This is a genomic window from Aliiroseovarius sp. D2-2 (assembly GCF_055809455.1).
In genome coordinates this window covers 847833-873497 of the sequence record NZ_CM147913.1, presented here as the reverse complement: position 1 = coordinate 873497, position 25665 = coordinate 847833, and the positions used below count along the sequence as shown (strand labels likewise).

The 25665-nt window shown below is 55.1% G+C and carries 27 protein-coding genes and 1 pseudogene; 10 read left to right on the top strand and 18 right to left on the bottom strand.

Annotation, left to right across the window (positions count from 1 at the left end; all coding sequences use genetic code 11):
- Positions 1-2 precede the first annotated feature (2 nt).
- Entirely contained in the window at positions 3-743 is a 741-nt protein-coding gene (fnrL, locus tag AC0L6A_RS04350) for a transcriptional regulator FnrL (protein ID WP_473292433.1), read from the bottom strand.
- 78 nt (positions 744-821) lie between these two features.
- On the opposite strand from fnrL, the pseudogene hemN reads away from it, so the two are divergent.
- A pseudogene (hemN, locus tag AC0L6A_RS04345) lies at positions 822-2178 on the top strand (oxygen-independent coproporphyrinogen III oxidase).
- A gap of 53 nt (positions 2179-2231) precedes the next feature.
- On the opposite strand, the gene AC0L6A_RS04340 reads toward hemN, so the two are convergent.
- Together AC0L6A_RS04340 and AC0L6A_RS04335 are read right to left on the bottom strand one after the other, a co-directional pair.
- Complete coding sequence (locus AC0L6A_RS04340) at positions 2232-2912, bottom strand: esterase/lipase family protein (RefSeq protein ID WP_473292431.1); 681 nt, start codon at positions 2910-2912, stop codon at positions 2232-2234.
- A gap of 229 nt (positions 2913-3141) precedes the next feature.
- A complete protein-coding gene (locus AC0L6A_RS04335; protein WP_473292430.1) occupies positions 3142-4278 on the bottom strand; it encodes a DUF8173 domain-containing protein in 1137 nt (378 codons plus the stop codon).
- A 204-nt stretch (positions 4279-4482) separates the two neighbouring features.
- Between AC0L6A_RS04335 and AC0L6A_RS04330 the strand changes: the two genes are divergently transcribed.
- Positions 4483-4818 (top strand): cupin domain-containing protein, encoded by a 336-nt coding sequence (locus AC0L6A_RS04330; protein WP_473292429.1) that lies wholly within the window; start codon positions 4483-4485, stop codon positions 4816-4818.
- Positions 4819-4925: 107 nt separating this feature from the next.
- On the opposite strand, the gene groL is transcribed toward AC0L6A_RS04330, so the two are convergent.
- From groL to AC0L6A_RS04310, 4 genes are all read right to left on the bottom strand, one after another.
- Positions 4926-6575 carry a chaperonin GroEL gene (groL, locus tag AC0L6A_RS04325; RefSeq protein ID WP_473292427.1) on the bottom strand — a complete coding sequence of 550 codons (1650 nt, stop codon included), beginning with the start codon at positions 6573-6575 and terminating at the stop codon, positions 4926-4928.
- Between the two features lie 40 nt (positions 6576-6615).
- Positions 6616-6903 carry a co-chaperone GroES gene (locus AC0L6A_RS04320; RefSeq protein ID WP_473292426.1) on the bottom strand — a complete coding sequence of 96 codons (288 nt, stop codon included), beginning with the start codon at positions 6901-6903 and terminating at the stop codon, positions 6616-6618.
- Between the two features lie 139 nt (positions 6904-7042).
- The gene (locus tag AC0L6A_RS04315) at positions 7043-8116 is read right to left on the bottom strand and encodes a cytochrome-c peroxidase (protein WP_473293377.1); all 1074 of its coding nucleotides are present in this window, start codon (positions 8114-8116) and stop codon (positions 7043-7045) included.
- 176 nt (positions 8117-8292) lie between these two features.
- A complete protein-coding gene (locus AC0L6A_RS04310; protein ID WP_473292425.1) occupies positions 8293-8943 on the bottom strand; it encodes a DUF2161 domain-containing phosphodiesterase in 651 nt (216 codons plus the stop codon).
- Positions 8944-9136: 193 nt separating this feature from the next.
- Between AC0L6A_RS04310 and AC0L6A_RS04305 the strand changes: the two genes are divergently transcribed.
- Positions 9137-10057 carry a manganese-dependent inorganic pyrophosphatase gene (locus tag AC0L6A_RS04305; protein WP_473292423.1) on the top strand — a complete coding sequence of 307 codons (921 nt, stop codon included), beginning with the start codon at positions 9137-9139 and terminating at the stop codon, positions 10055-10057.
- A gap of 85 nt (positions 10058-10142) precedes the next feature.
- On the opposite strand, the gene AC0L6A_RS04300 is transcribed toward AC0L6A_RS04305, so the two are convergent.
- Entirely contained in the window at positions 10143-10700 is a 558-nt protein-coding gene (locus AC0L6A_RS04300; protein ID WP_473292421.1) for a hypothetical protein, read from the bottom strand.
- 269 nt (positions 10701-10969) lie between these two features.
- Here AC0L6A_RS04300 and AC0L6A_RS04295 point away from each other — a divergent pair, with 269 nt between their 5' ends.
- The 6 genes from AC0L6A_RS04295 to AC0L6A_RS04270 all read left to right on the top strand — a co-directional run bounded on the left by AC0L6A_RS04295 (position 10970) and on the right by AC0L6A_RS04270 (position 15296).
- A complete protein-coding gene (locus tag AC0L6A_RS04295) occupies positions 10970-11845 on the top strand; it encodes a TIGR01459 family HAD-type hydrolase (protein WP_473292420.1) in 876 nt (291 codons plus the stop codon).
- 187 nt (positions 11846-12032) lie between these two features.
- The gene (locus tag AC0L6A_RS04290) at positions 12033-12476 is read left to right on the top strand and encodes a MaoC family dehydratase (RefSeq protein WP_473292419.1); all 444 of its coding nucleotides are present in this window, start codon (positions 12033-12035) and stop codon (positions 12474-12476) included.
- A gap of 81 nt (positions 12477-12557) precedes the next feature.
- Entirely contained in the window at positions 12558-13508 is a 951-nt protein-coding gene (locus AC0L6A_RS04285) for a bifunctional riboflavin kinase/FAD synthetase (RefSeq protein WP_473292417.1), read from the top strand.
- Positions 13505-13795, top strand: a complete 291-nt coding sequence (locus AC0L6A_RS04280) for a Dabb family protein (protein ID WP_473292416.1) — start codon at positions 13505-13507, stop codon at positions 13793-13795. Before AC0L6A_RS04285 ends, AC0L6A_RS04280 begins: the two co-directional genes overlap by 4 nt.
- A complete protein-coding gene (locus AC0L6A_RS04275) occupies positions 13795-14247 on the top strand; it encodes a YcgN family cysteine cluster protein (protein ID WP_473292415.1) in 453 nt (150 codons plus the stop codon). The genes AC0L6A_RS04280 and AC0L6A_RS04275 overlap by 1 nt, the downstream gene beginning before the upstream one ends.
- Positions 14247-15296 carry a threonine aldolase family protein gene (locus AC0L6A_RS04270; protein WP_473292414.1) on the top strand — a complete coding sequence of 350 codons (1050 nt, stop codon included), beginning with the start codon at positions 14247-14249 and terminating at the stop codon, positions 15294-15296. Before AC0L6A_RS04275 ends, AC0L6A_RS04270 begins: the two co-directional genes overlap by 1 nt.
- Before the next feature lie 11 nt (positions 15297-15307).
- Here AC0L6A_RS04270 and AC0L6A_RS04265 read toward each other — a convergent pair whose 3' ends face one another.
- Both AC0L6A_RS04265 and AC0L6A_RS04260 read right to left on the bottom strand, forming a co-directional pair.
- The gene (locus AC0L6A_RS04265; RefSeq protein WP_473292412.1) at positions 15308-16129 is read right to left on the bottom strand and encodes an alpha/beta fold hydrolase; all 822 of its coding nucleotides are present in this window, start codon (positions 16127-16129) and stop codon (positions 15308-15310) included.
- Between the two features lie 2 nt (positions 16130-16131).
- Complete coding sequence (locus AC0L6A_RS04260) at positions 16132-16731, bottom strand: DsbA family protein (RefSeq protein WP_473292410.1); 600 nt, start codon at positions 16729-16731, stop codon at positions 16132-16134.
- Positions 16732-16837: 106 nt separating this feature from the next.
- On the opposite strand from AC0L6A_RS04260, the gene AC0L6A_RS04255 reads away from it, so the two are divergent.
- Positions 16838-17851, top strand: coding sequence for a ribose-phosphate pyrophosphokinase (locus AC0L6A_RS04255; RefSeq protein ID WP_473292409.1), 1014 nt, complete (start codon positions 16838-16840; stop codon positions 17849-17851).
- Between the two features lie 63 nt (positions 17852-17914).
- Here the strand turns inward: AC0L6A_RS04255 and AC0L6A_RS04250 are convergent, their stop codons facing one another.
- The 8 genes from AC0L6A_RS04250 to AC0L6A_RS04215 form a co-directional block, all read right to left on the bottom strand.
- On the bottom strand, positions 17915-18262 hold the full coding sequence (locus AC0L6A_RS04250; RefSeq protein ID WP_473292408.1) for an H-type lectin domain-containing protein: 348 nt from the start codon (positions 18260-18262) through the stop codon (positions 17915-17917).
- A gap of 66 nt (positions 18263-18328) precedes the next feature.
- Positions 18329-19525, bottom strand: coding sequence for an MFS transporter (locus AC0L6A_RS04245; protein ID WP_473292406.1), 1197 nt, complete (start codon positions 19523-19525; stop codon positions 18329-18331).
- 105 nt (positions 19526-19630) lie between these two features.
- Positions 19631-20041, bottom strand: coding sequence for a F0F1 ATP synthase subunit epsilon (locus tag AC0L6A_RS04240; protein ID WP_473292405.1), 411 nt, complete (start codon positions 20039-20041; stop codon positions 19631-19633).
- Positions 20042-20067: 26 nt separating this feature from the next.
- The gene (gene atpD, locus AC0L6A_RS04235; protein ID WP_473292403.1) at positions 20068-21492 is read right to left on the bottom strand and encodes a F0F1 ATP synthase subunit beta; all 1425 of its coding nucleotides are present in this window, start codon (positions 21490-21492) and stop codon (positions 20068-20070) included.
- Between the two features lie 18 nt (positions 21493-21510).
- Positions 21511-22389, bottom strand: coding sequence for a F0F1 ATP synthase subunit gamma (locus AC0L6A_RS04230; protein WP_473292402.1), 879 nt, complete (start codon positions 22387-22389; stop codon positions 21511-21513).
- A gap of 15 nt (positions 22390-22404) precedes the next feature.
- Complete coding sequence (atpA, locus tag AC0L6A_RS04225) at positions 22405-23943, bottom strand: F0F1 ATP synthase subunit alpha (protein ID WP_473292401.1); 1539 nt, start codon at positions 23941-23943, stop codon at positions 22405-22407.
- Positions 23943-24503, bottom strand: a complete 561-nt coding sequence (locus tag AC0L6A_RS04220) for a F0F1 ATP synthase subunit delta (RefSeq protein ID WP_473292399.1) — start codon at positions 24501-24503, stop codon at positions 23943-23945. The genes atpA and AC0L6A_RS04220 overlap by 1 nt, the downstream gene beginning before the upstream one ends.
- Before the next feature lie 363 nt (positions 24504-24866).
- Entirely contained in the window at positions 24867-25634 is a 768-nt protein-coding gene (locus AC0L6A_RS04215; RefSeq protein WP_473292398.1) for a class I SAM-dependent methyltransferase, read from the bottom strand.
- Between the last annotated feature and the right edge of the window lie 31 nt (positions 25635-25665).

Sequence of the window (25665 nt, the reverse complement as noted above, 5' to 3'; positions counted from 1 at the left end):
CGCTAGAAGATTGGACCGCCGTCCAAATCATCCCCAGTCTCTGAGACAAGTCTTTGCAGATCGGGGATGTTTACTTGCCGCTTGCCTTCCAGCAAGATCACGCCCGACTTTTTCAAAGCCGATATCTGTCGGCTTACCGTTTCCAACGTCAGTCCCAGATAATCCGCCATTGCTTCACGGGTCAAAGGAAGCTCAAACGCCATCCCGTCTGCTGGCAAACGCTTGTACAGCGCCGCGTCCCGGCGTGCGATGATCAAAAGAAGGCTGGCAATCTTCTCACGCGCGGTTTTACGGCCCAAAACAAGCATCCATTCACGCGCGCTATCCAGTTCATCCAATGTCATCTGCAACAAGCGCGAGCCGATGGACGGTGTGGATCCCATCAAGTCTTCGAACGGTTTTTTGCGGAAACAGCACAGGGTCAAATCGGTGACCGCCACCACATCAAATGGTGCGATTTCCCGGCCGGGGCGGCCAATGAAGTCTGATGGCAGAAGCAACCCGACCATCTGCGTTCGGCCATCTTCCATGGTTTGGCTAAGTGTGGCGATGCCAGTCACAACACTGGCAACAAATTCCATTTGGTCGCTGGCCCAGATAACGGGCTGGCCAGCTTCGTATGTACGATAGTACTTAATCTCGTCCAGATGATCCAATTCATCCGGTTCACAGCGCGAACACACGGCCCGATGGCGAATCGGACACGTACCGCAATCCCGAGAGTTAAAACTTGAGTGATTCATGGCTTCCTGAACAAGATAAGTATCTTGATTTGATCCTGATCAAAGTATGTTGCGCGTTTGGTGTTACAGCGTATTCGAATGCAGACACTTACGCAACTCAAACGCCTCGGTCTTTTTGACGCGCGCGTGCCCCGTTATACAAGCTATCCGACCGCGCCTCATTTCAAAACTGGGTTCGGAATCCGAGACACTTGCCAACTGGATCAGTGCGATCCCGTCAGGCAACAAGGTCTCGCTTTATGTCCATATCCCGTTCTGCCGACGCCTGTGTTGGTTTTGCGCCTGCCGTACGCAAGGCACATCCACAGCCGAGCCGGTGGTGGCATATGTCGAGAGCCTGAAACAAGAGCTTTCAACGATTAAAGCCCTTTTGGCCCCGGGGATCGAGATTGAGCATCTGCACTGGGGCGGCGGTACGCCGACACTGTTGCAGCCCGAGATGATCACCGATCTGACCAAGGCTATTTTGGACACAATGCCTCTTGCCGAAGGCGCACAATTTTCAGTCGAGATCGACCCCTCCGAAGTTGACGGGGTCCGTTTGGATGCGCTGGCAAAAGCGGGCATGAACCGGGCTTCGATTGGCGTGCAGGACTTCGATCCGATGATCCAAGAAGTGATTGGACGCCCACAAAGCTACGAAATCACAAAAGAAGCCGTCGATGGGTTGCGGGACCGTGGCATCGAAAGCCTGAACATGGACATCCTTTACGGGCTTCCCCATCAGAACACCGCGCGGATAACAGATTCCGTTGAAAAACTGATCAGCCTTGGCCCGGACCGTGTTGCCTTGTTTGGATATGCGCATGTGCCTTGGATGGCGCGTCGTCAGACACTGATCCCGACCGAGGCCCTCCCGTCCGCAGAGGAACGGTTGGAGCTTTATAATACGGCTCGCGATTTGTTTGTTGCCAACGGCTATGACGAGATCGGCATTGATCACTTCGCGCTTCCCTCGGACGGATTGGCCAAAGCGCACAAAGCGGGCACAATGAAACGAAACTTTCAGGGCTATACGGAAGATACGTCCGAAGTTCTGATGGGCATCGGCGCAAGCTCAATCGCACGCTATCCGCAAGGGTATGTGCAAAACGAGCCCGCCACAGCCAAGTATCAAGCCGCTGCGCGTGCCGACAAACTGACCGCTGCCAAAGGCCATACCTTTACTGGGGACGACATCGCCCGCGGGCGTGTGATTGAAGAACTGCTTTGCTATTTCCGCGCAGACTTTGACGCCTTGTCAGCCGAACTCGACCTTCCAATTGGCACATTCCTGGGCTGGGTTGATGGGCTTGAAGAGACTCTGCCGGGCTCAACCACGCTGGATGGTAATACTCTGACCATCAATGATCACGCGCGGCCATTGGCACGGATGATTGCACGCCATTTCGATGCGTATGATGTGAATGAAAGCGGTCACAGTCAGGCGGTCTGATTGGTCGGGCTAAATATGGACATTGCTCGAACGCCACTACTTTGCCCTGTGGCTTAGTTCTTTTTGCGATAGCCTGCTTCGACAGCGATACGATCAAGCACCTCAGCCAGGGTCAAACCATGCTCAAACGCTCCGTCGCGCAGGAAGGTTTCGACCTGCGCAATCACCAGCGGGTTCACCATCATAAACGTATGGGTCACCGGCAGGGTGATATGATCATCCATGCCTTTAATGCGGGTACTCTCGACCGACACTTTCCCATCGTCAGCCCCGTCAATTATGGCCGAATAGATTGGGTTCAAAGACCTGTTGCCCGCAATCACCCCAAGCTCAAAACGCGGTAAGCCCACCTGATTGGGCACCGAGTTTTTATCCGTTCCCAGTTGAAGCCCAGCGGGGCCATTCAGCCATTCAAACGGCTCAAGGTCTGCGAACTCGTCCACCAGCTGAGACCCTTGATTGGGCGGCGCTAACATCACGACGCGCCCCATTGTGGAGGGACGGTTGGTTTCAAGCCAAACGCGCGCGAGAATGCCCCCCATCGAATGAGTCACGAAGTGCACCTTGTCGTCGCCGCACGCTTCAATCGCGGGCGGAATAGCGTGCTCGACCAGAACAGAGATTTCGGCTGATGTGGACGGGTACCCAAGGTTCACAACCTTATATCCTTCGGCCACAAGCGCTTCTTCCATCACCCAAAGCGATGATGGCGAACGTGCGAGTCCATGCAGCATAACAACACAATCCGCGCGTGTGGGCAGCATGCTGCTAAGCAGGGTAACAATCGAAAGGCCGAATAACAGTCTCATACGATCTAAATAGTCACAACATTGCGGAGTTTCGAGTGACATGACGCCACGTCTCAGCGACCGGCAAGACTTAGCGCACGCGCAAACGAATGAAGCCGAAACGACAAACGCCCCCTGCTGTTTGGCAGAGGGCGTTGCACTCAATTGAGACGGCTTATCTGATCTCTGTATGGAACCCTGGGGCAAACCACCGGATGATCAAAGCGCCTGCACCCGCGATAGTAACTGCCAGCACAGCAAGCCAACCGATCACAGGGATCATCGCCATGACCGTGATCGCAACAGCCCCAATCAACGCGGCAATCGCACGCTCGCCCAGTGTTTCAGGAAGAGGTCGGCTCATCACACCTAAAACTCCTACACCAAGAATATATGTACCGATCACATAGCCCGCGATGCCCAACAGCAGCGCCAAGATGATAGAGGCCGGGATGAGCAGGATGCCATAGCCAGTCAGGGCAAACAGAAACAGTGAACCCGCCACGGCCGAGATAGACAGAAAACCCATCCACAGCGCGCGCATCGGTGTCTCAAGCGTCCGTTCACGCAAATTCATAAGGAACATTGGCGCCATCGCGGCGATGAGAGTAGCAAGGGCTGTCAGGATTAGAATCGTGCTGACCTTGCCTCCGAACCATGACGCCCAACCGTCGGATTCAGGTTGAACTGTTGCGCCACCTTCCGGGTCTGCAGTTGGGTCAAATGCATCTGAATCATGGCGTTCAATCCGCTCGGGCGGCGCGACATGCGCCGGAATCTCAATCTCGTCTGGTTCTTCCGAATAAATGTAAAGCGTGCCTTCGACGCGCGCGTTCTCACCAAAGCTCACTGTTTTGGTCGAAATACTTGCGTCACCTGAAATTACTTCTGTCAGCAAGATGTGCTCGGCAGCGATCAATGCGCTTTCCCCAATGGGGGCAGTAATCTCGGCGCGTTGGGCCGCAATACGCAGGTCACCTGAAACTGGGGCCGTGACCAGCACCGTGTCCCCCAACATCTGCGCATCGCCGCCAACTGGCGCGGATACGCTGACATTCATACCTGCAGCGTACAAGCTTTGCCCAACCGGGGCAGAGATGGACACCGAACGGCCACCAGCATGCGCATTGCCTTCAACAGGTGCGGAAATGACGACGGTGTTGCCGGCAACGAAAGCGTCATCCACCGCGTCGCCCGACAATGTTACGTTGTCGCCAGCGATATAGGCATCTTCGCCGAAGCGATATTCTTCCTGCGCAGCTGCTGGCAGCGCCGCAGCGGTCAGGAGTATAATTAGTAGTGATCTAAACATGGCTGTCCCCGCCAAATGTTGATGTTATTGCCGTTAACATAGGGTTGTTCGAAAGCTGTTGTAAGGGGGGCAATAAAAAATTGTACGGTTTTATGGTAGCATGTTCTCAGCACCAAGTAGATGACGCAATCACGTTAAACGTGTTGGCAATAACGCCAAAGCACACAGGGATTTAAATTCACACCACAACCAAAGGGTTACACGATGGACTACCCCGATTTCATTCGCGCATTTCCCGCACTAGACGCACCATTTTCAGAAGACATTGTGAAAAGTCACGCCATCCAGTCCCCGGCTGGCTTGGTGGTATTCTTTGAATTCTTTCAGGATTTCACCCTGCCAATGCACCACCACAAAGCGCAGTGGGGCACCGTGATTGAAGGTGAGATTGAGCTGACGATTGGGGATGACACCCGCCGATACGGACCCGGCGACAGCTATTCAATACCCGCCGGCGTCGAGCATGGAGGAAACATCAAAGCGGGCACCAAAGCCATCGATGTATTCGAAGAAGCAGACCGTTATCCCCTGAAAGACTGAAAAGAAAATGGCGGCCAAAAAGCCGCCATTTCCAAACTTGATTAGGGTCTCGGTGAATGTCCCGCGGGAACTCACCTGACGCTATCTGAATTCCGAAGGAATTCAGATTACATCATGCCGCCCATGCCGCCCATGCCGCCCATGTCGGGCATGCCGCCAGCAGCTGCGCCTTCTTTAGCAGGTTTGTCAGCAACCATGGCTTCGGTGGTGATCAGAAGGCCAGCGATCGATGCTGCATCTTCCAATGCGGTACGTGCCACTTTGGCTGGGTCGATCACGCCGAACGAGAACATGTCGCCATATTCTTCGGTCTGAGCGTTGAAGCCGAACGAAGTATCGTCGCTCTCGCGCACTTTGCCAGCAACAACTGCACCGTCAACACCAGCGTTCTCAGCGATCTGACGCAGAGGCGCTTCGATGGCTTTTTGAACGATGACAATACCAGCGTTCTGGTCAGAGTTTGCACCTTCGAGGTTTTCCAGCGCTTTTCCGGCCTGAACCAGAGCAACACCACCACCAACGATGACGCCTTCTTGTACAGCTGCACGCGTTGCGTTCAGAGCATCGTCGACACGGTCTTTACGCTCTTTCACTTCAACTTCGGTCATGCCGCCGACGCGGATCACAGCAACACCGCCTGCCAGTTTGGCAACACGCTCTTGCAGTTTCTCTTTGTCGTAGTCCGAAGTGGTTTCTTCAGCTTGGGTACGGATCTGAGCAACACGTGCTTCGATCTCGGCTTTCTCGCCAGCACCGTCAACGATGGTTGTTTCGTCTTTGGTGATTTCGATTTTCTTAGCCGAACCCAGCATGTCCATGGTCACAGACTCAAGCTTCATGCCCAGATCTTCCGAGATCACTTGACCACCGGTCAGGATCGCGATGTCTTGCAGCATGGCTTTACGACGGTCGCCAAAGCCCGGAGCCTTAACAGCAGCAATTTTCAGGCCGCCGCGCAGTTTGTTGACAACCAAAGTTGCCAGCGCTTCGCCTTCAACGTCTTCTGCAATGATCAGCAGCGGTTTTTGCGACTGGATCACCTGCTCAAGCAGCGGAACCATCGACTGCAGCGACGAGAGTTTTTTCTCGTGCAGCAGAACCATGCAGTCTTCCAGATCAGCGATCATTTTGTCAGGGTTGGTCACGAAGTAAGGCGACAGGTAGCCGCGGTCGAACTGCATGCCTTCAACAACAGTGGTCTCGGTTTCCAGACCTTTGTTTTCTTCAACAGTGATGACGCCTTCGTTGCCAACTTTTTGCATCGCGTCTGCGATCTGCTGGCCGATTTCAGCTTCGCCGTTGGCCGAGATGGTGCCAACTTGCGCAACTTCGTCGCTGTCTGCAACGTCACGTGCCGACGCTTTGATGCCTTCAACAACCTTGGCAGTTGCCAGGTCGATGCCGCGCTTCAGATCCATTGGGTTCAGGCCAGCTGCAACCTGCTTCAGACCTTCGCGAACAATCGCTTGGGCCAGAACGGTAGCAGTGGTTGTTCCGTCGCCAGCTTCGTCATTGGTGCGCGAAGCCACTTCTTTGACCATCTGCGCGCCCATGTTTTCGAACTTGTCTTCAAGTTCGATTTCTTTTGCAACCGACACACCATCTTTTGTGATGCGGGGTGCGCCGAACGACTTGTCCAGAACCACATTGCGGCCTTTCGGGCCGAGGGTCACTTTGACAGCGTCAGCAAGGATATTGACGCCACGCAGCATTGCATTGCGGGCATCGGTGTCGAACTTTACGTCCTTAGCAGCCATTTAGCTTACTCCTGGAAATACGTGTAAATAGGTCAGACGATCAGGCAATGATGCCCATGATGTCGGATTCTTTCATGATCAGCAGCTCTTCACCGTCGATGGTGATTTCAGTGCCCGACCATTTGCCGAAGAGGATTTTGTCACCCTCTTTGACGTCCATAGCGATGCGATCGCCGTCGTCGTCTTTGGCGCCAGCACCAACAGAAACAACCTGGCCTTCAGCCGGTTTTTCTTTAGCGCTTTCCGGAATGATCAGACCGCCAGCGGTTTTTTCGTCGCTCTCTACGCGGCGAACAAGCACGCGGTCATGTAGCGGGGTAAAAGCCATTTCTGAGACTCCCTAAGCTCAGTTAATATTTGTCTTAGCACTCACCTGATGCGAGTGCTAACGGCGAATAGTTAGGGGTGGCTTTGAAGGGAGTCAATAAAGGGCGGCTGAAAATCTTTCCCTCAGCGCAGCAAAACCCTCATTCCTCAAGCAAGTGCTCATACCGCTGGTCCGTCAGCGTCTTCATAAACGCAACAAGAGCGTCAATGCGCTTGTCATCCAAGGCGGGACCCTCAGTCAGTTCCATAACCGAGAGATTTTGTGGAATTTCAGGCATCGCCCAGTTTTTTTCTGTTTCCGGATTGATCTGTCGATCTGGATTGGTCGTGTTGTACTTATTGTAAAACAGCACAACCGTTCGAAGGTCTTCAAACACACCGTTGTGCATATACGGGCCGGTAATGGCTACATTGCGCAGCGTGGGCACCTTGTAACGTCCTGCAGCCTTTCGGTCGTCCACTGCTGGATTTGCCAGCAATCCCAGATCCGGCCCCTTGATACCGTTTGCTTCACGCACCGCTTTATTCTCGGGCACGCCGATGTTGTGATATTCGTAGTTGGTAAATGTCTCGTCCTGAGCAATCGGGGACGGGCGCAGCTGATGGCATAAGTTGCAGTTGGTGAATTGCTGTGACGTGAACAGCACCCGCCCAAGTTCCTCTTGCGCAGTAAGCTGCACTTCGCCACGCAGGAAACGATCATATTTGCTGTCAAATGGCGCGAAAAGAGATGTGCTTTCAAACGCCGCAATCGCTTGCGTCATCGCGTCATAGGCCGCGTCGTCAGACGACCAAATCTCATCCCCGAATTGCGTGCTGAACGCATCAACATAGCCTTGGTTTTCTTTCAGACGCACAACAACAGACGCCTTATCGGGCATTCCCATCTCAATCGGGTTCAGGGGCGGACCACCCGCCTGTCCGGCCAAACCAGCAGACCGTCCATCCCAGAACATACCCCCGCGCCAAGCTGCGGCGTCCAATTGCTCAAACCCTGGCGTGAACATCGCATAGCCAGCTGTTGGGGCTGATCGATCCCCAAGGCTTTCCCCGTCATCGCCCAACGATACGGCCCGCCCAACCTCGGTTTCGCGCGGATCTACAAAGGCGAATTCCGGATCGTGGCAGGTTGCGCAGGACTGGGTCCGATTTTTTGAGAGATTCACATCAAAGAACAACGCTTCACCCAGCTGCTCTAGGCTATCAAAGGCCATTGCAGGAGAAGCGGTGGCCAAAAGGGCAATTAGTGAGATGAAAGGGCGCACGTCTGATATCCTTTTTCGGCACTGATACCGTGTTTCGGCAATCACGCAACTTGATTCCGATCAAATTAGTCGGATTAATTTGAAGGCGAAAGATAAACTGCAAACGCAACAGCAATGTGACTAAGCTATTCGGCGGAAGTCCGACCTGTTTCTGTCAGATCATAAATTCCCCGCTCGACACGCTTGAACCAACCATAATGGTTGATCGCCATAATATTGGTCGCACGCGTTACGCCGGTCATCTTCGCAACCTCAGCCCCTTTACAGGGTCCGTGCTGAACCAGATGGACCCGAATTTTCTCGGCGTCCTGCCGATAGGCTGTCACAAGCTTGCCCCGCGTTCCGCCCGTATTGGGGTCGCCCTCGCGACGGGCAAATTCGGAAAGCAAACGCTTGGATTTGACCTTGGATTTTCTTGGCTGAAACGGGCCAGGGTCAGAGTGAACTTGCACAAACCCATCTTTAAGCCGAACAGACAGCACGCCCAGACCCAAGCGCTTGCACAATCCGACGTTGCCCTTGAAAGCCCGCCAGCCGGGTTTGCCTTTCCAGCGAGGCACGGCCACATAGACCAGATCAGTCACGGACTGCCGCGCAATGGCCTGTTGCAACAGCGTCAGTGAAAACCCAGCCTTCAATTCAACGATAACAGGCTCTTCTTCATTTCGAAGCGCGACAACGTCAGCCGGCCCGATCTCGGACTTCACTTCATAGCCCAAATCCTCGAGCCACGATTTAACGGGCGCATACAGCTCGGTTTCGGCGGGTTTGCTCACTTGGTTATTTTCCTGACCAACTTTGCAGACAGTTTCGCGTCCATATCAGCGATCTGCAAGGGGGCTTGCCTTGCCCCAAACGCATGGCGGGGTTTCTGCAACTGCACAGATGTTGGCCCTATCAGGGATGACAAGGTGCATTCGCCTTTCTATAAGGCACTCAAACACGACCACACATAGACGGATGATGCATATGACCACGCTTGTTTTCGGCCACAAATCCCCTGACACCGACTCGACCGGATCGCCCCTGATCTGGGCCTGGTATCTGAACGAAGTGAAGGGCGTAGACGCCAAGCCAGTTCTGCTGGGCCAACCCAACACCGAAGCCGCCTTTATGCTGAAGCGCTGGGGCTTTGACATGCTGGACATCATCGCGGACGTGGCAGACGACCAGCCTTGCGTCATCGTCGACACCAACAACCCGGCCGAGCTGCCCGCCAACATCAACGGCGCAGACGTTCAAGCGATCATCGACCACCACAAGCTGGTCGGCGGGCTTGAGACCAAAGGTCCGATCGACATCACCATCCGTCCGCTGGCTTGCACCGCAACCATCATGTACGACCTAATGGGCGACGACGTTGCCAAGATGCCTGAAAATATCAAGGGCGCGGCCCTGACCTGCATCCTGTCGGACACGCTGGAGTTCCGCTCGCCCACCACCACGGATCGTGACCGCGAAGTCGTGGCCGCTTTGGCCGCTGATCTGGGTGTGAATGTCACAGAATATGCAGCCGAGATGTTCGCCGCGAAGTCAGACGTATCCGATTTCTCGGACGCCGAGCTGATCCGCATGGACTCAAAAGAATATGAAGTGTCGGGCACCAAGTTCCGCGTATCGGTTCTGGAAACCACCGCACCGGAAATCCCGCTGAACCGCAAAGCCAGCTTGATGGAAACCTTCAAAACCGTCGCCGCCGAAGATGGCGTTGATCAAGTGCTGCTGTTCGTTGTGGACATCCTGAAGGAAGAAGCCACTCTGCTGATCCCGAACGACGTTGTGAAAGGTGTTGCTGAAAAGAGCTTTGGCGCCACTGTCGAAGGCGACGCCGTTGTCCTTCCCGGCATCATGAGCCGCAAGAAGCAGATCATTCCGAACCTGGCTGTTTAAGCTGGTTCAAACTTCAGTAAGAAGGCCCGTGCAATTGCGCGGGCCTTTTTGCATTTCTAAATGGCGTGGGCCGAAAGGCAGATGACTACTTATTCTGGCGCATTGCGCAAAGACGCTGGGTTGGGCAATCCCACTGCCACCCGACGACCTGAGGATGATAAAACAGGAATGTGTCGGGGATGGTGAAACCACGTGCGCGCAGCTTGTCGGTAATGGTCCACTCCATGCCCTTACCGGGCATAACATAAGCGTCGAGCGACAGATCCCCGTAAGCAGCCGAATAACCAAACTCTTGATTGGGGACGCTTTCTTTTCCAGCAACGAATGCTTTGTTCAAACCGCGAAACATAACCAATGCGCCGCGCGCGATCTTGTCATCTTCGTTGTCTGATTGCCCTCTCAGCACATAGACGTGGCGAACTTGGACTCCGAAAACATCACCTTGTTCATACCTTTCAGGTGTCAGCTCTCTTAGGCGGGGAAAAAACCTGCGTCGACTGTCCAGAACAACCACAAAGTGGTCATCAGCAAGCAAACGAACCTCAAGCTTTGTAATCCCGTCTTTCTGAACATCTGTCGCTGGATCAAACTGCGAGATATCAACGCGTTCCACAACTTGAGGCCGATCCGCAGAGTCCGGCACCAACCAACGCCCCTTAGGGTTTATCACAGATAATATACAGCAGATACCCCAACGCAAGCAGCGGAATTACCATCATGATTGGCCCGACATATTTCCCGGATCCAAATCGTTCGAAAAGTCGTTCTGGCACTCGTGAATTCCAACTTATTAGGTTTTTTGTGAATCTACGTTTGAAAACTGACAAATGATAGCTCGGATCCTTACGATGGTATTTCCCCCTAGCCTCGTTATCTCCCCTCTGCCATATCTCCCATAACAAGGAGCGCGCCATGACCCGTATTATCGAAAACCTGTCCGAGGTATCTTCTAACTACGACGCAATGTTCGTCGACCTCTGGGGCTGCGTGCACAACGGGATCACGGCGTTTGACGACGCGGTCGCGGCATTGCGCGCCTATCGGGCAAATGGTGGCTATGTGGTGCTGGTCACGAACTCCCCTAAACCCCGCGCGGGTGTGGTGGAGCAGCTGCCGGACTTCGGTGTGCCTTCGGATTGCTATGACACGATCGCCACGTCGGGCGACAGCGCGCGGGCGGCGATGTTCACGGGTGCGATTGGCAACAAGGTCTATTTCATGGGCGAATGGGAACGTGACGAGGGGTTCTTTGAACCGCTGCACGTTATCGACAATCCCGTCGAGATCACTCGCGTTCCCGTCGATCAGGCCGAAGGCATTGCCTGTTGCGGCCCGTTCGATCCAATGGCTGATCTGGAAGAGCTGCGCCCCGCCCTGCTGATGGCCAAACAGATGGGGCAGAAACTTCTTTGCGCCAACCCGGATATCATCGTGGATCGCGGTGAAGAGCGTGAATGGTGCGCTGGTGCAATCGCCAAGATGTATACCGAAATGGGCGGCGAGAGCCTGTATTTCGGCAAGCCGCACCCGCCGATCTATGATCTGGCGCGACGTCGGATGATTGCGGACGGACGCTCGGCCCCAGATAATCGGATCCTCGCCATTGGCGACGGGATTGCCACGGATATCAAAGGTGCATTGGGCGAGGATATCGATTCCCTCTTCATCACTGGTGGCCTGGCGCGGGAAGAGACAAAAACGCGCACGCAGCCCGATCCAGACGCGTTGGATCAGTATATCCAGTCGCAAATGATCACTCCGACATTTGCGATCGGCTTCCTGCGATAACGTAACTATTTAATATTAAACTGTCTTTTTCGATATAGCCGCTACTTCATCAGAGCCTAATGCGGCAAACCTTCCTTAGGTTGAAGCGAAAACTCGCGCCACTTTCCCCTTGATTTTCTGCAGTTGCAAAGTAATGTTATTGCCAATACGAACGGCAAATAATCCATTTGTTACCCGGAGGATCAGAATGTTGGACAACTTCCCACGCGGAACGATCTGCATTGAAGAGCTGGAAATAGGTATGTCGCGCCACGTCATCAAAGAGGTGACCGACCGCGATATCGAACTGTTTGCCGAGGTTTCGACCGACCGCAATCCGGTGCATTTGGATGATGACTACGCGAAAGACACGATTTTTCAGGGCCGCATTGCCCATGGAATGCTGACCGCCGGGTTGATCTCGGCTGTGATTGGCGAGCAACTGCCCGGACACGGCACCATCTATATGGGCCAGCAGCTAACGTTTCTTGCCCCTGTGCGCCCCGGCGATGTTGTGCGTGCAGAAGTGACCGTGATGGACATTGACTATTCCAAACGCCGCGTGACCCTGAAAACCGAATGTCTGGTCGACGGAAAACCCGTTTTGAAGGGTGAAGCGAAGGTGTTGGCACCTTCCGCGAAACTGGACTGACCCTGCCGTTTTCGACCCCGATTAAAGCCCGCGCATCAGCGCAGGCTTGCACCCCGTTGTCCCGCACGATAATGCCAGCATATGCGGATTATTCGTGACTATCAGTTTGTAGATCCATCGGACCGGGGCGCCACCGCCGTCATCGGCAACTTCGATGGTGTGCATCTGGGCCATCAATATGTGATCGACATCGCGCGCAAGAAAGCGACCGAGCTGGGCGCGCCGTTGGGCGTCATGTCCTTCGAGCCTCATCCGCGCGAGTATTTTGCCCCCAAGGCCCCACCTTTCCGCCTGATGAACGCCGAAACCCGCGCGCATCGGTTAGAAAAGCTGGGGATCGAAGTACTGTTTGAACTCAGCTTCAACGACACGCTGTCCGCCCTGACACCAGAAGAATTTGCCCGCGAGGTTATCGTGGACGGCCTTGGCCTGACCCACGTCTTCATCGGTGCAGATTTTCATTTCGGCAAGGGTCGTGCTGGAACGCCCGCGGACCTCGAAGCACTCGGCAAGAAGCTGGGCTTTGGCGTAACCGTTGCCCCCCTTATGTCGGACGATGTCGGCGAAGTCAGCTCGACCGCCATCCGCACCGCTTTGACCGAGGGCCGCCCACGCGATGCAGCCCGTATGCTGGGTCACTGGCACCGCATCGACGGCGAAGTGATCCGCGGGGACCAGCGTGGCCGCGATCTGGGCTATCCCACTGCGAATATGTCGATCGCTGGACTGCACCCGCCAAAGTTCGGTGTTTATGTGGTGGAGGTCGACATTCTGACCGGCCCGCACAAAGGCAGCTACGGCGGCGCGGCTTCGATGGGCACGCGCCCGATGTTCGGTGAAAACCTTCCAAACCTCGAAAGCTTCATTTTTGATTTCAAAGGCGACATCTATGGCGAACAGATCTCGGTTGCTTTGGTCGAATACCTGCGCCCGGAAGAGGTCTTCGACGGCCTTGAAGCGCTGATTGCACAGATGGACGCTGACTGTGACCGCGCCCGTAAGATCCTATCCAACCTGAAGAGCCAAGCATGATCCGTCACATCGTCTTTTTCACCGCGAAGAACCCAGATGACCGCGACGCAGTCCGCGAAGGGTTGGAGCTTTTGAAAGGCATCCCTGATTGCATCCGGTTGGAGATCGCTGAAAACCGGTTTGAAGATCCGATCCCAGGTCCTTCCCCCGACGTGATCGTCTATGGCGAATTCGAAGACGAGGCACAGTTGGCGGCCTACAAATCACACCCACTTTACCAACAATCCATCGCCCGCGTGCGGCCTTTGCGTGAAATGCGCATTGCCGCAGATTTCGAAGCCAACTGATGGCGGCGGCTTTGCGCAAACGGTTTTGGGAGCGTCCTTTGGGGGACCTGACCCCCGCCGAATGGGAAGCGCTGTGTGATGGCTGCGGTAAGTGCTGCCTGAACAAACTGGAAGACGAGGACACTGGTGATGTGGTTTTCACCCGTGTTGCCTGCCGTCTTTTGGATGGCGACACCTGCCAATGTTCACAATATGATATCCGGCTGCAGTTTGTACCCGAATGCATCCACCTGACACCGGAAAACATCGGCGAAACCGCCTATTTCATGCCAGCCTCATGTGCCTATCGTTTGCGCCACGAAGGGAAACCCTTGTACGACTGGCATCCGCTGGTGTCGGGTGATCCCGAAAGCGTACACAAGGCCGGGCGCAGCGTGCAGGGCTGGACAGTGCCTGAATTCGAAGTCCCAGAAGAAGAATGGGAAGACCACCTGATCGAGGAGCCTCACTAATGTATCTCGCCTCTGACAACACTGGCCACGTACACCCCAAGATCATGGAAGCGCTTGTGCGCGCCAATGAAGGTTATGCCATGCCTTACGGGGCAGACAGCGTGATGGAGCAGGTCACCGCCCGCATTCGTGATGTATTCGAGGCCCCCGAAGCGGCGGTCTATCTTGTAGCCACCGGCACGGCGGCGAACTCGATTGCATTGGCCACGCTGACGCAGCCCTTTGATACCATCTTTTGTTCACCCGAGGCGCATATCCACGAAGACGAATGCAATGCACCTGAATTCTATACGGGTGGTGCGAAACTGACGCTGGTGCCATCGGTCGATGCGAAGATGTCGGAAGGTTCTCTGTCGACCAGCCTCAGCAGGGAAGAGACCCGTGGCGTACATGGCCCCCAGCGCGGGGCGGTCTCGATCACCAATGTGACCGAACGCGGTACGGTTTATTCCGTGGCAGAAATGAAAGCGCTTTGTGATGTGGCAAAGGGGTTTAATCTGCCTGTGCATCTGGATGGCGCACGTTTCGCAAATGCAGTGGTTTCGCTGGGCTGCACACCCGCCGAGATGACGTGGAAAGCCGGTGTCGATGTGGTCAGTTTTGGCGGCACCAAAAACGGCTGCATGGGCGTTGAGGCCGTGATTTTCTTTGACCCCAAACACGCATGGGAATTCGAGCTGCGGCGCAAACGCGGTGGGCATCTCTTCTCGAAAAACCGCTATCTTGCGGCGCAGATGCTGGCCTATTTGGACGGTGATCTCTGGCTTGATCTCGCGCGCCGTGCAAATGGCGCCAATGCGCGCCTTGTTCGCGGGTTGAAGCAAATCGAAAGTGCCACGTTCCTTCACGAACCACAGGCCAATATCAGCTTTGCCGGATGGTCGCGCGCTGGCCATAAGCGCTTGCACGATGCCGGGGCCGCTTACTACGTTTGGGATGACAACCTTGAAGGGGACGATCCGAACGAGGTTCTGACCGCGCGCATGGTGGCCGATTGGTCAATGTCTGATGAAAACATCGACCGGTTCATCGAACTGGTACGCGGCTGATCACCCGTGCTCTAAGCGCAGGCAGGTTCTTCTAGAAATGCACGGATCCAGTCAGCCACCTCTTTCGGATGGCTGATCGGGCCCATATGCCCGGCACCCGCGATCACGCTGCGGTGGACATTCGGGAATCGCGATTGCATCCGGTCATGCACTGCACGCACCAAATCAGGCGAGCGTTCGCCTTCTAAAAGCAACACCGGAATTTGCACCTTTTCCAACGCCCCCGGCGCCACCTGGCCATGCACATCCTCGTGTGTGACGCTTCGGCCTGCGGGGATCAGGTGAATGCGTTCCGCCATGTCCGCTTTCAACCGATCAGGTAGGGCGTCCCACGCTGTGTCGCTTCCCCACTGGCAGTTGAACAATCGTGCGGCTTCCATCGGGTCGCCTGCACGCATCGCATCGGCGAAGACACCGTTCATATAGCGGTGGTTTTCCTCATAAGCGGGATCAGATTTTGCTGTTGTGAACAAAACCGGCTCGTAAAGGGTCAGGCTGCGGACCATTTCTGGGGCAATCTGCGCAATACGCAACGCGATTGTCCCACCAAAACTGTGACCAATCAGATTTACCTTACCCGGCGCGAACCGTCTCAAAAGGTCCAGCGCCACTTGCGTTGCGGTGTCTTGATAATCGCCCTGCCCGTCCCAATCCGCACTGCGGCCGTGTCCGGGCAAATCGTAAGCAAGTGATGACAGAACGTCACCCAACGCCGTGCGCACGCCGCGCCACGCACCGGAATGCGCCAAAGAGCAATGGATGAACAACGCATCCCGCGCGCCTGTTCCCATGCGGTCCCAATAGGTCGCATGCCCTGCGAAGTCTTCCTGCATGCTCATCCCTGCGCAGATAGATGCGCGTCAAGCAGATCGAGCCGGTCCTGCCCCCAGAATTTCTCGCCATCATCGCAGACATAGAATGGCGATCCGAAAACGCCCGCGTTGACGGCATCATCCGTGTTGGAGGCGTAGGTTTCCGCCCCCATCAGCAGCCCACTGTCCGCCAATGATGGGTCAAAGCCCGCTTCACCTAGACACGCCTTGATAACCGCATCATCCGCGATGTCTTTTTCATCGACCCAAATAGACCGCATAAGAGCGTTCACAAGCGCGTCGACATCCCCTGTACCTGCGCTCTGTGCTGCGATGATTGCATAAGAAGCAGGCGCACCGTTGGTGGGCCAATGTGCTGGGTTGAAGTTGATCGGCATGTTCAGCGTTTTCGACCAGCGTTTCAGTTCCTGCATGCGGTATTCCATGCGGGATGGATGACGATCTTTTGGCAATTGACCACCCGTGCGACCAAACAACTGCCCGATATCTAAAGGCTTGTAGGTGACCGAAACACTGTTCTTGCGCGTGATTTCGGCAAAACGGCTGCCCCCAAAGTACGCCCATGGCGACAGCACTGTGAAATAATAGTCGATATGGCTCATTTTTCTTCCTTGTGACACCTGAACTGTTTCAAGGAATTCTATCCCGATGTTATGGGGTGTCAACGTCACGATTCTGTCATACAGAGCAACTCTGGGGTCTGCTGCCATGCCTTCCATCACCGAACCGAAACTAATCTCGGGCAATGCCAATCGTCCATTGGCCGAAGCCGTCGCAAAACGCATGTCTATGCATCGCGGCTCTAACGTCGGGCTGGTAGATGCCCGGGTCGAGCGTTTCAATGACCAAGAGGTCTTTGTCGAGATCTACGAGAATGTCCGCGGCGAGGATATGTTCATCATCCAGTCGACCTCGAACCCAGCCAATGACAACTTGATGGAACTGTTGATTATGGCCGACACTCTGCGCCGATCATCAGCGCGCACCACCACCGCTGTGATCCCTTACTTCGGCTATGCCCGTCAGGATCGCCGCACCAAAGCCCGCACACCGATCTCGGCCAAGTTGGTGGCCAACCTGATCGCCCAGTCCGGTATCGAACGCGTTCTGACCATGGACCTGCACGCAGCCCAGATCCAAGGCTTTTTCGATATGCCCGTGGACAACCTTTATGCCAGCCCAATCTTCGCACTGGACCTGAAGCACCACTTTAAGGACTGCATGGATGAATTGATGGTGATTTCACCAGATGTTGGCGGGGTTGCCCGTGCACGCGAACTTGCAAAACGGATCAATGCGCCACTGGCCATCGTCGACAAACGCCGTGAAAAGCCGGGCGAGATTGCCGAGATGACTGTGATCGGGAATGTCGAAGGCAAACGCTGCATTATCATCGACGACATCTGCGACACAGCTGGCACCCTATGCAAAGCCGCTGAAGTTTTGATGGAGAACGGTGCGCAGGAAGTGCATTCCTATATCACCCACGGCGTCATGTCCGGTCCAGCGGTTGAGCGGGTACAGAACTCTGTGATGAAGTCATTGGTGATCTCGGATTCAATTGAACCGACACAACCTGTTTTGGATGCTAAGAACATTCGCGTAGTGCCCACCGCACCAATGTTTGCCCAAGCGATCCTGAACATCTGGGGTGGGACCTCGGTTTCGTCTCTATTTGATCACGACACGCTGGAGCCCTTGTACGAAGGCATGTATTCTTAATCACTGCTTCCAAGCACACGAAAGGGCCCTAAGGGGCCCTTTTTAGTTGCGTCACATTAAGATTTAGACGTCCCAGATCTCATCATCTGCAACTTCACCCATTGCAAACCAGTCTGTGCGCACGCGGGCGACACGGGTATCTCCCCAAGTCCGAAACACGATGTCAAAACCTTCGGTCGTAACGTTTTCCGTCGTCACATCCGCCCTTTGATTACTTTCACCCGCAATGTCCCACATGGACATCGAAACCGTTACGATTGGCGGTGACAGGAAGGGCTCTGAAAACTTGATTGGGCAGCGCAATTTGCGTGGGCCAGTTCCGGTCCACATTTCTCCGTCGTGCTCAAAATCCGAAAACAGCACTTTGCTGCCTCGGTCTACGCCCAACATATGGGGTCGAATTCGTCTCATAATTTATCTTATTCTAAAAAATTCAATCAGTTAATGCCCAACAATTATGGCCAAATCAAGTTTAGCTTACGATTTTAACCTTAGAAAAAGTGGTAGTAGTGCCAAGATGATAACGCCTGAGATTAAGAATGGCGCGCCCGGAAGGTAGAAACTTGCCGTGGAATCAGCAAATACCTGAAAGATTCCAGTGACCGCCATAGGGGCAATAACCGCAGCGATAGAGCCCAGACTGGCGATCACGCCCTGCAGCAACCCCTGCCGGTCTTCTGAAACCATATTTGCCATCATGGCTGTCATTGTCGGTGGGGCCATGTCTGCCAAAGCCGCCACAGCGATCCCAATAAACAAAACATAGACACTCGCCGTCAATCCAAAGGCAATCAGCGCTGCGATGGCACAGATGACCGAGAAGATGAGGGTTTTGTACTCTCCCCATTTCGGGATCAGAAAACGCATAACCACGCCCTGCGTGAAGGCGACCCCAATGCCGTAGGACGCCAGTGTTAAGCCAATCAGCGCTGTGCCCCAGCCAAAGACCTCTCGTGTCCAGAAGGCCCAAAGGGTGGGATAGACCATGTTTGCGAATTCGAAGGCGAAGATCAGAACTAGCGGAAGGCCTAACCCCGGCAGGCGGAATGCGTCCAGGATAGAGCCAAAAGGGTTCAGATCACGACGCGTGAAACGCCGGCGTTTTTCCGTTGCAAGGCTTTCGGGTAGCAGGAAAAGGCCGAAGGCGACATTTGCTGCGGCCAGTCCTGCGGCAAGCCAGAACGGTGCTGTGATGTGCACACTGGCAATCAGCCCTCCAATCGCGGGGCCCATCACGAAGCCTATTCCGAAAGTGGCTCCGATCAAACCAAAATTGGTTGCCCGATCCTCGGGCTTTGAGATGTCGGCCAGATAGGCGGTTGCGGTGATATAGGTTGCCCCCGCTATCCCAGCCAGCACACGGCCGATCAGCAGCCACCAGAAGGTCGTGGCCAGCGCCATGATGACGTAGTCCACAGCAAGCGTCACCAACGCCAAAAGCAACACCGGCCGACGGCCAAGACTGTCCGAAATACCGCCAATGATAGGAGCAAACACAAACTGCATCGCGGCGTATGAGGCCATCAAGATACCACCCCAGAAAGCACCGTCGGCGGTGTTGGCCGCGCCGACACGCTCCATCAGGTCCGGCATGATCGGGAAAACAATACCGATACCCACCGCATCCAGAAGGATGGTGGCCAGAATGAACCAGATTGCCCCGCGCTTTTGCATGCTTTGCTCCTTTGTCCACATCAGTGACCTGTGGCAACGCAAAGCGCAAATGCAAAAAAGCCCCGCCATTTGGGCGGGGCTTTTCTAATTTCATGTGCCGTGGGCTTAGCCTTTGACGGAAAGTCCCAGTTCACTTGCCATCGCAGCGATATCCACCGTGCGTTTGGCCAGCTCGTCCAGATTTTCGGCGGTTGCGTTTTCGGATGCGGAAGCCGCATCAGACACAAACCCATCCAGAACGTCCTGTGTCACTTCCGAAACAGGCAAGGCACGTTCAGCCAGAACCGAGGTGCCCGTTGCTGTCACTTCGGCGAAACCGCCAGTAACCGCAAACTCGGCGTTGCCTTCGGGCGACTCAACGCGAACGATACCGGGGCGCAACGTCGTGATCGTCGGTGCGTGGTTCGGCATCGCCGTCAGGTCGCCATCGGCACCCGGCAGCTGGACCGCGGTCGCTTGAAGCGAAGCCAGGCTTCGTTCCGGCGACACCAGGTCGAATTGCATCGTATCAGCCATAAAAGGCCCTCCTTCAGCGGTTCAGCTTAAGCAGCGTCTGCCGCCATCTTTTCGGCTTTGGCGATCACGTCATCGATACCGCCAACCATGTAGAAGGCGCCTTCGGGCAAGTGATCGTATTCGCCAGCAACAACAGCTTTGAACGAGCTGATGGTCTCTTCCAGTTGAACCTGAACACCGTCAGAACCGGTAAAGACTTTCGCAACGTCGAAGGGCTGCGACAGGAAGCGTTCGATCTTACGAGCGCGCGCAACAGTCAGCTTATCTTCTTCCGACAGTTCGTCCATGCCAAGGATGGCGATGATGTCCTGCAGCGATTTATAGCGCTGAAGGATTTCCTGAACGTCAGTCGCAACTTTGTAGTGCTCTTCACCGATAACCAGCGGGTCAAGCAGACGTGATGTCGAACCAAGCGGATCCACAGCCGGGTAGATGCCTTTTTCCGAGATCGCACGATCCAGAACGGTCGTCGCATCAAGGTGGGCAAACGAGGTTGCAGGTGCAGGGTCGGTCAAGTCATCCGCGGGAACATACACGGCCTGAACCGAAGTAATCGAACCCGATTTGGTCGACGAAATACGTTCCTGCATGGCACCCATGTCGGTTGCCAGTGTCGGCTGATAACCAACCGCCGAAGGAATACGACCCAACAGAGCCGAAACTTCCGAACCAGCTTGGGTAAAGCGGAAGATGTTGTCGACGAAGAACAGAACGTCCGAACCGGTGTCATCGCGGAACTGCTCGGCCAGGGTCAGACCTGACAGGGCAACACGCATACGTGCTCCGGGAGGTTCGTTCATCTGGCCGTAGACCAGCGCAATTTTCGACTTTTCCAGATCGTCGGGAACGATAACGCCCGATTCAATCATCTCGTGGTACAGGTCGTTACCTTCACGGGTACGCTCACCTACACCAGCGAACACGGACACACCCGAGTGCACTTTCGCGATGTTGTTGATCAGTTCCATGATCAAAACGGTTTTACCAACGCCGGCACCGCCAAACAGACCAATTTTACCACCTTTGGTGTAGGGGGCCAGCAGGTCGATGACCTTGATGCCGGTGGTCAGAATTTCGGTTTCAGTCGACTGGTCTTCGAAAGCAGGTGCGTCGCCGTGGATCGGGCGAGTTTCTTTCGATTTCACAGGGCCTTTTTCGTCAACGGGCTCGCCGATGACGTTCAGGATGCGACCAAGTGTTGCGTTGCCGATCGGTACCGAGATCGGTGCGCCAGTGTCAGTTACTTCCTGACCGCGGACCAGACCTTCGGACGCGTCCATAGCGATACAGCGCACGGTGCTTTCACCGAGGTGCTGAGCCACTTCGAGGACAAGTTTGTTGCCGTTGTTTTCGGTGTTCAATGCGTTCAAAATTGCCGGAAGGGCATCCTCGAACTGAACGTCCACAACGGCGCCAATCACTTGGGTGATCTTACCTTTAGCGTTAGCCATTGTTGTTTCTCCGGTTCCTTAGAGCGCCTCAGCGCCCGAAATGATTTCGATAAGTTCGTTGGTGATCACGGCCTGACGCGAACGGTTGTACTGAATGGTCAGTTTGTCGATCATGTCGCCAGCGTTGCGGGTTGCGTTGTCCATGGCGGACATCCGCGCGCCCTGCTCCGAGGCTCCGTTTTCCAACAGCGCAGTGAAGACTTGCGTGGCCACGCCCGAAGGCAGAAGCGTTGCAAGAATGCCTTCTTCCGACGGCTCATAGTCATAGACGGTCGACGCTTCTTCGGCACCTTCTTCGGGTGCGTCAAAGCTGGCCGGAATGACCTGCTGAGCAGTTGGAATCTGGCTGATCACGCTTTCGAACTTGTTATAGAAGATCGTCGCGACGTCGAACTCACCCTCGTTGAAACGATGGATAAGGTCGTTGGCGACAGCCTGAGCATTGCTGTACCCAACATTGCGCACACCCGACAGATCCACATGGTCAACCATATGGTCTGCGAAGTCACGCTTCAGTTGTTCACGGCCCTTCTTGCCAACAGTCAGCATTTTGACTGTTTTGCCCGAAGCCATCAGCTCTTCTGCTTTCGCACGCGCCATTTTGGCGATCGACGAGTTGAAGCCACCGCAAAGGCCGCGTTCGGCGGTCATGACCACAATCATGTGGACCTGATCCGAACCCGTTCCCGAAAGCAGTTTCGGAGCACTATCGCCCCCAGACGAAGCAGCCAGCCCCCCCAGAACGGCGTTAAACCGATCTGCGTAGGGACGACCTGCTTCGGCCGCTTCCTGTGCCCGCCGCAGTTTTGCGGCGGCCACCATCTGCATGGCCTTCGTGATCTTCCGCGTCGACTTGACGCTTTCGATCCGATTTTTGAGGTCCTTAAGGTTGGGCATCGTTCAGAGCCCCTCTTAAGCGTAGTCTGCGGCAAACGCGTCCAGCGCTGCTTTGACCTTGTCTTCGAGCTCACCTTTAACCTTACGGTCGTTGTTGGTGATATCGTCCAGCAGATCTGAATGCTTCTGACGCAAGTGGTTCAGAAGACCGGCCTCAAAGCGACCCACTTCTTTCACGTCAACCTTGTCCAGGTAACCGTTGGTGCCGGCGTAGATTACGCAGACGATCTCGGCGTTGGTCAAAGGCGAATACTGTGCCTGCTTCATCAGCTCTGTCAGACGTGCGCCACGGTTCAGCAATTGCTGTGTCGACGCATCAAGGTCCGAACCAAACTGAGCAAACGCAGCCATCTCGCGATACTGAGCCAGCGACAGTTTAACCGGGCCAGCAACCGAGGACATAGCCTTGGTCTGAGCCGACGAACCAACGCGCGACACCGACAGACCGGTGTTCACAGCGGGGCGGATGCCTTGGTAGAACAGTTCGGTTTCCAAGAAGATCTGACCGTCGGTGATCGAAATCACGTTGGTAGGAATAAACGCGGAAACGTCGCCACCCTGAGTTTCAATAACCGGCAGAGCGGTCAGCGAACCTGCACCATAGTCTTCGTTCAGCTTGGCCGAACGTTCCAGAAGGCGCGAGTGAAGATAGAAAACGTCACCCGGGTAAGCTTCACGGCCCGGTGGGCGACGCAGAAGCAGCGACATCTGACGATAAGACACAGCCTGTTTCGAAAGGTCATCATAGATGATCAGGGCGTGGCGGCCATTGTCACGGAAGTGCTCGGCCATCGCGGTTGCGGCATAGGGTGCCAGGAACTGCATGGGCGCGGGGTCGGATGCGGTTGCAGCCACAACGATCGAGTATTCAATCGCGCCGCTTTCTTCCAGCTTCTTCACCAGCTGAGCAACAGTCGAGCGTTTCTGCCCAACAGCAACGTAGACGCAGTAAAGCTTTTTGCTTTCGTCGTCGCCAGCGGCTTCGTTATAAGATTTCTGGTTCAGGATCGCGTCCAGAGCAACGGCAGTTTTACCAGTCTGACGGTCACCAATGATCAGCTCGCGCTGGCCACGGCCAATTGGGATCATCGCGTCAACCGACTTCAGGCCGGTTGCCATCGGTTCGTGAACCGATTTACGCGGGATGATGCCCGGCGCTTTAACGTCAGCAACGTTGCGCTTTTTGGTTTTGATCGGGCCTTTGCCGTCGATCGGGTTACCCAGACCGTCAACAACGCGACCAAGCAGTTCGTCACCAGCAGGAACGTCCACGATGGAGTTCGTACGCTTTACAGTGTCGCCTTCTTTAATGTCGCGGTCCGAACCGAAGATAACAACACCAACGTTGTCGGCTTCAAGGTTCAGGGCCATTCCGCGGATACCACCGGGGAATTCAACCATCTCACCAGCCTGAACATTGTCCAGACCGTATACACGGGCGATACCGTCACCGACCGACAGAACGCGGCCAACTTCGGCCACTTCGGCGTCTTGACCGAAGTTCTTGATCTGGTCTTTCAGGATCGCAGAAATTTCTGCTGCTTGGATACCCATTATCCGACCTCTTTCATGGAATTCTGAAGTGCATCGAGCTTGGCTTTGACCGACGTGTCGATCATCCGCGAGCCCACTTTGACGACCAAGCCACCGATGAGAGTATCATCGACAGCCAGGTTGATGTTCACATCCTTGCCGATGGTGGCCTTTAAAGCCTTGGCAAGTTTGTCCTGCTGAGCCTTGGTCATGGCTTTGGCTGCGGTCACCTCTGCGGTCACCTCACCCTTATCCTCGGCGATCAGGGCGCGCAGGGCGTCCAGAAGCTGAGGCAGCACAAACAAACGACGTTTTTGGGCCATCAGACCCAACGCGTTCGCGACCATCGGCGAAAGTTTCATTTTCTTGGCGACAGCTGAGATCACAGCACCCTGTTCATCGCGGGTATACACCGGCGAATTGATCAGGTTCACAAGATCAGAGCTATCGGCGAGAGCAGCATCAAGAGCGGACACATCCGCTTCAACTGCTTTCAGTTTCTTACCCTCTTTGGCCAACTCAAAGATGGCCGTGGCATAACGTTGGGCAATGCCAGTTGAGATCGAGACTGGTTCGGACACGTCCACCCTTCCGATGTACTATGCCCCATCATGGTTTGCGTGAGCAAACCGGGGCGGCCTACAGAAGCCGCGATTTCGCGCGTGCTATCTAAATCGTCGTCGCATGTAACAGGGAAAACCCCACCTCGCAACAGGCTTGAGTGGGTTTAACGCCAACATTCTGGACGTAGGTTTCGTAAGATTCCTGCATCATTTCGCCCTTACCCCTTAACCCTAGGGACAAATTCGTGGTTAGGGGTCGAAATTCTGGGGTCCGTTTTCAGAATACCATCGCATACCGAAGTGACCCACAATCACGATTCCTTAGCGCCCGCGCCGTTTTTGGCGTTGAACAATCCTCACAATCGCGACTGATTCTGTTGGCTAAGAGCCACTGTGGCGCGGTGCGCTTGGTTCTGGCACGGCCAACCCCTCGAGCACCTTCAAAGGCTTGCGAACAGCTTGCGCCAGACCCGGGCGTTTCGGTGCGGGAATCTGTTTGGTGACTTCCACCATCAAAACACCGCCCGCAAGGATCACCGGCAGCTGATGCCCTGCCCGTTCCCAGAACGCCCCAGTCTTACGCCAAAAGCGTTTTGCCGATGGGGGTTGATACAGCGACGAAAGATGCCGTTCGACTTGGAAACCATGCTCTCGCAGTTGCGCCTCTAGCTGTCCAAGCGAATACGGGCGCCCATATCCAAAGGGCGTCGCATCTGATCGCGCCCATAAGCCCGCGCGGTTGGGCGCGATGAACAAGGCGCTCCCTCCGGGACCCAACACGCGATAGCATTCGTCCAACAATTGGCTGGGTGTTTCTGATGTCTCAAGCCCGTGCATCACAACCAGACGATCCACAATCCCGGTGTCCAGCGGCCAAAGCGTGTCTTCAACCAGAACCGAGACGTTTGGAAGACCCGCAGGCCAAGGCATCACCCCTTGTGGGGCTGGCATCAAACCGATGACGCGTCGCGCGGTCTTCAGATAAGGCCGCAACAAAGGCACCGCAAAGCCGAATCCGGCCACGGTTTGCCCCTTGCATTGAGATTCTGGCCACAACGCCACCACTTTATCGCGGATCGCCTTTTGGGCCGCACGTCCCAACATGCTGCGGTAATAGAAATTTCTGAGATCCTGCACATCTAGATGCATGAAACGTCATTCGACCCCGGTCTGTTCAGAG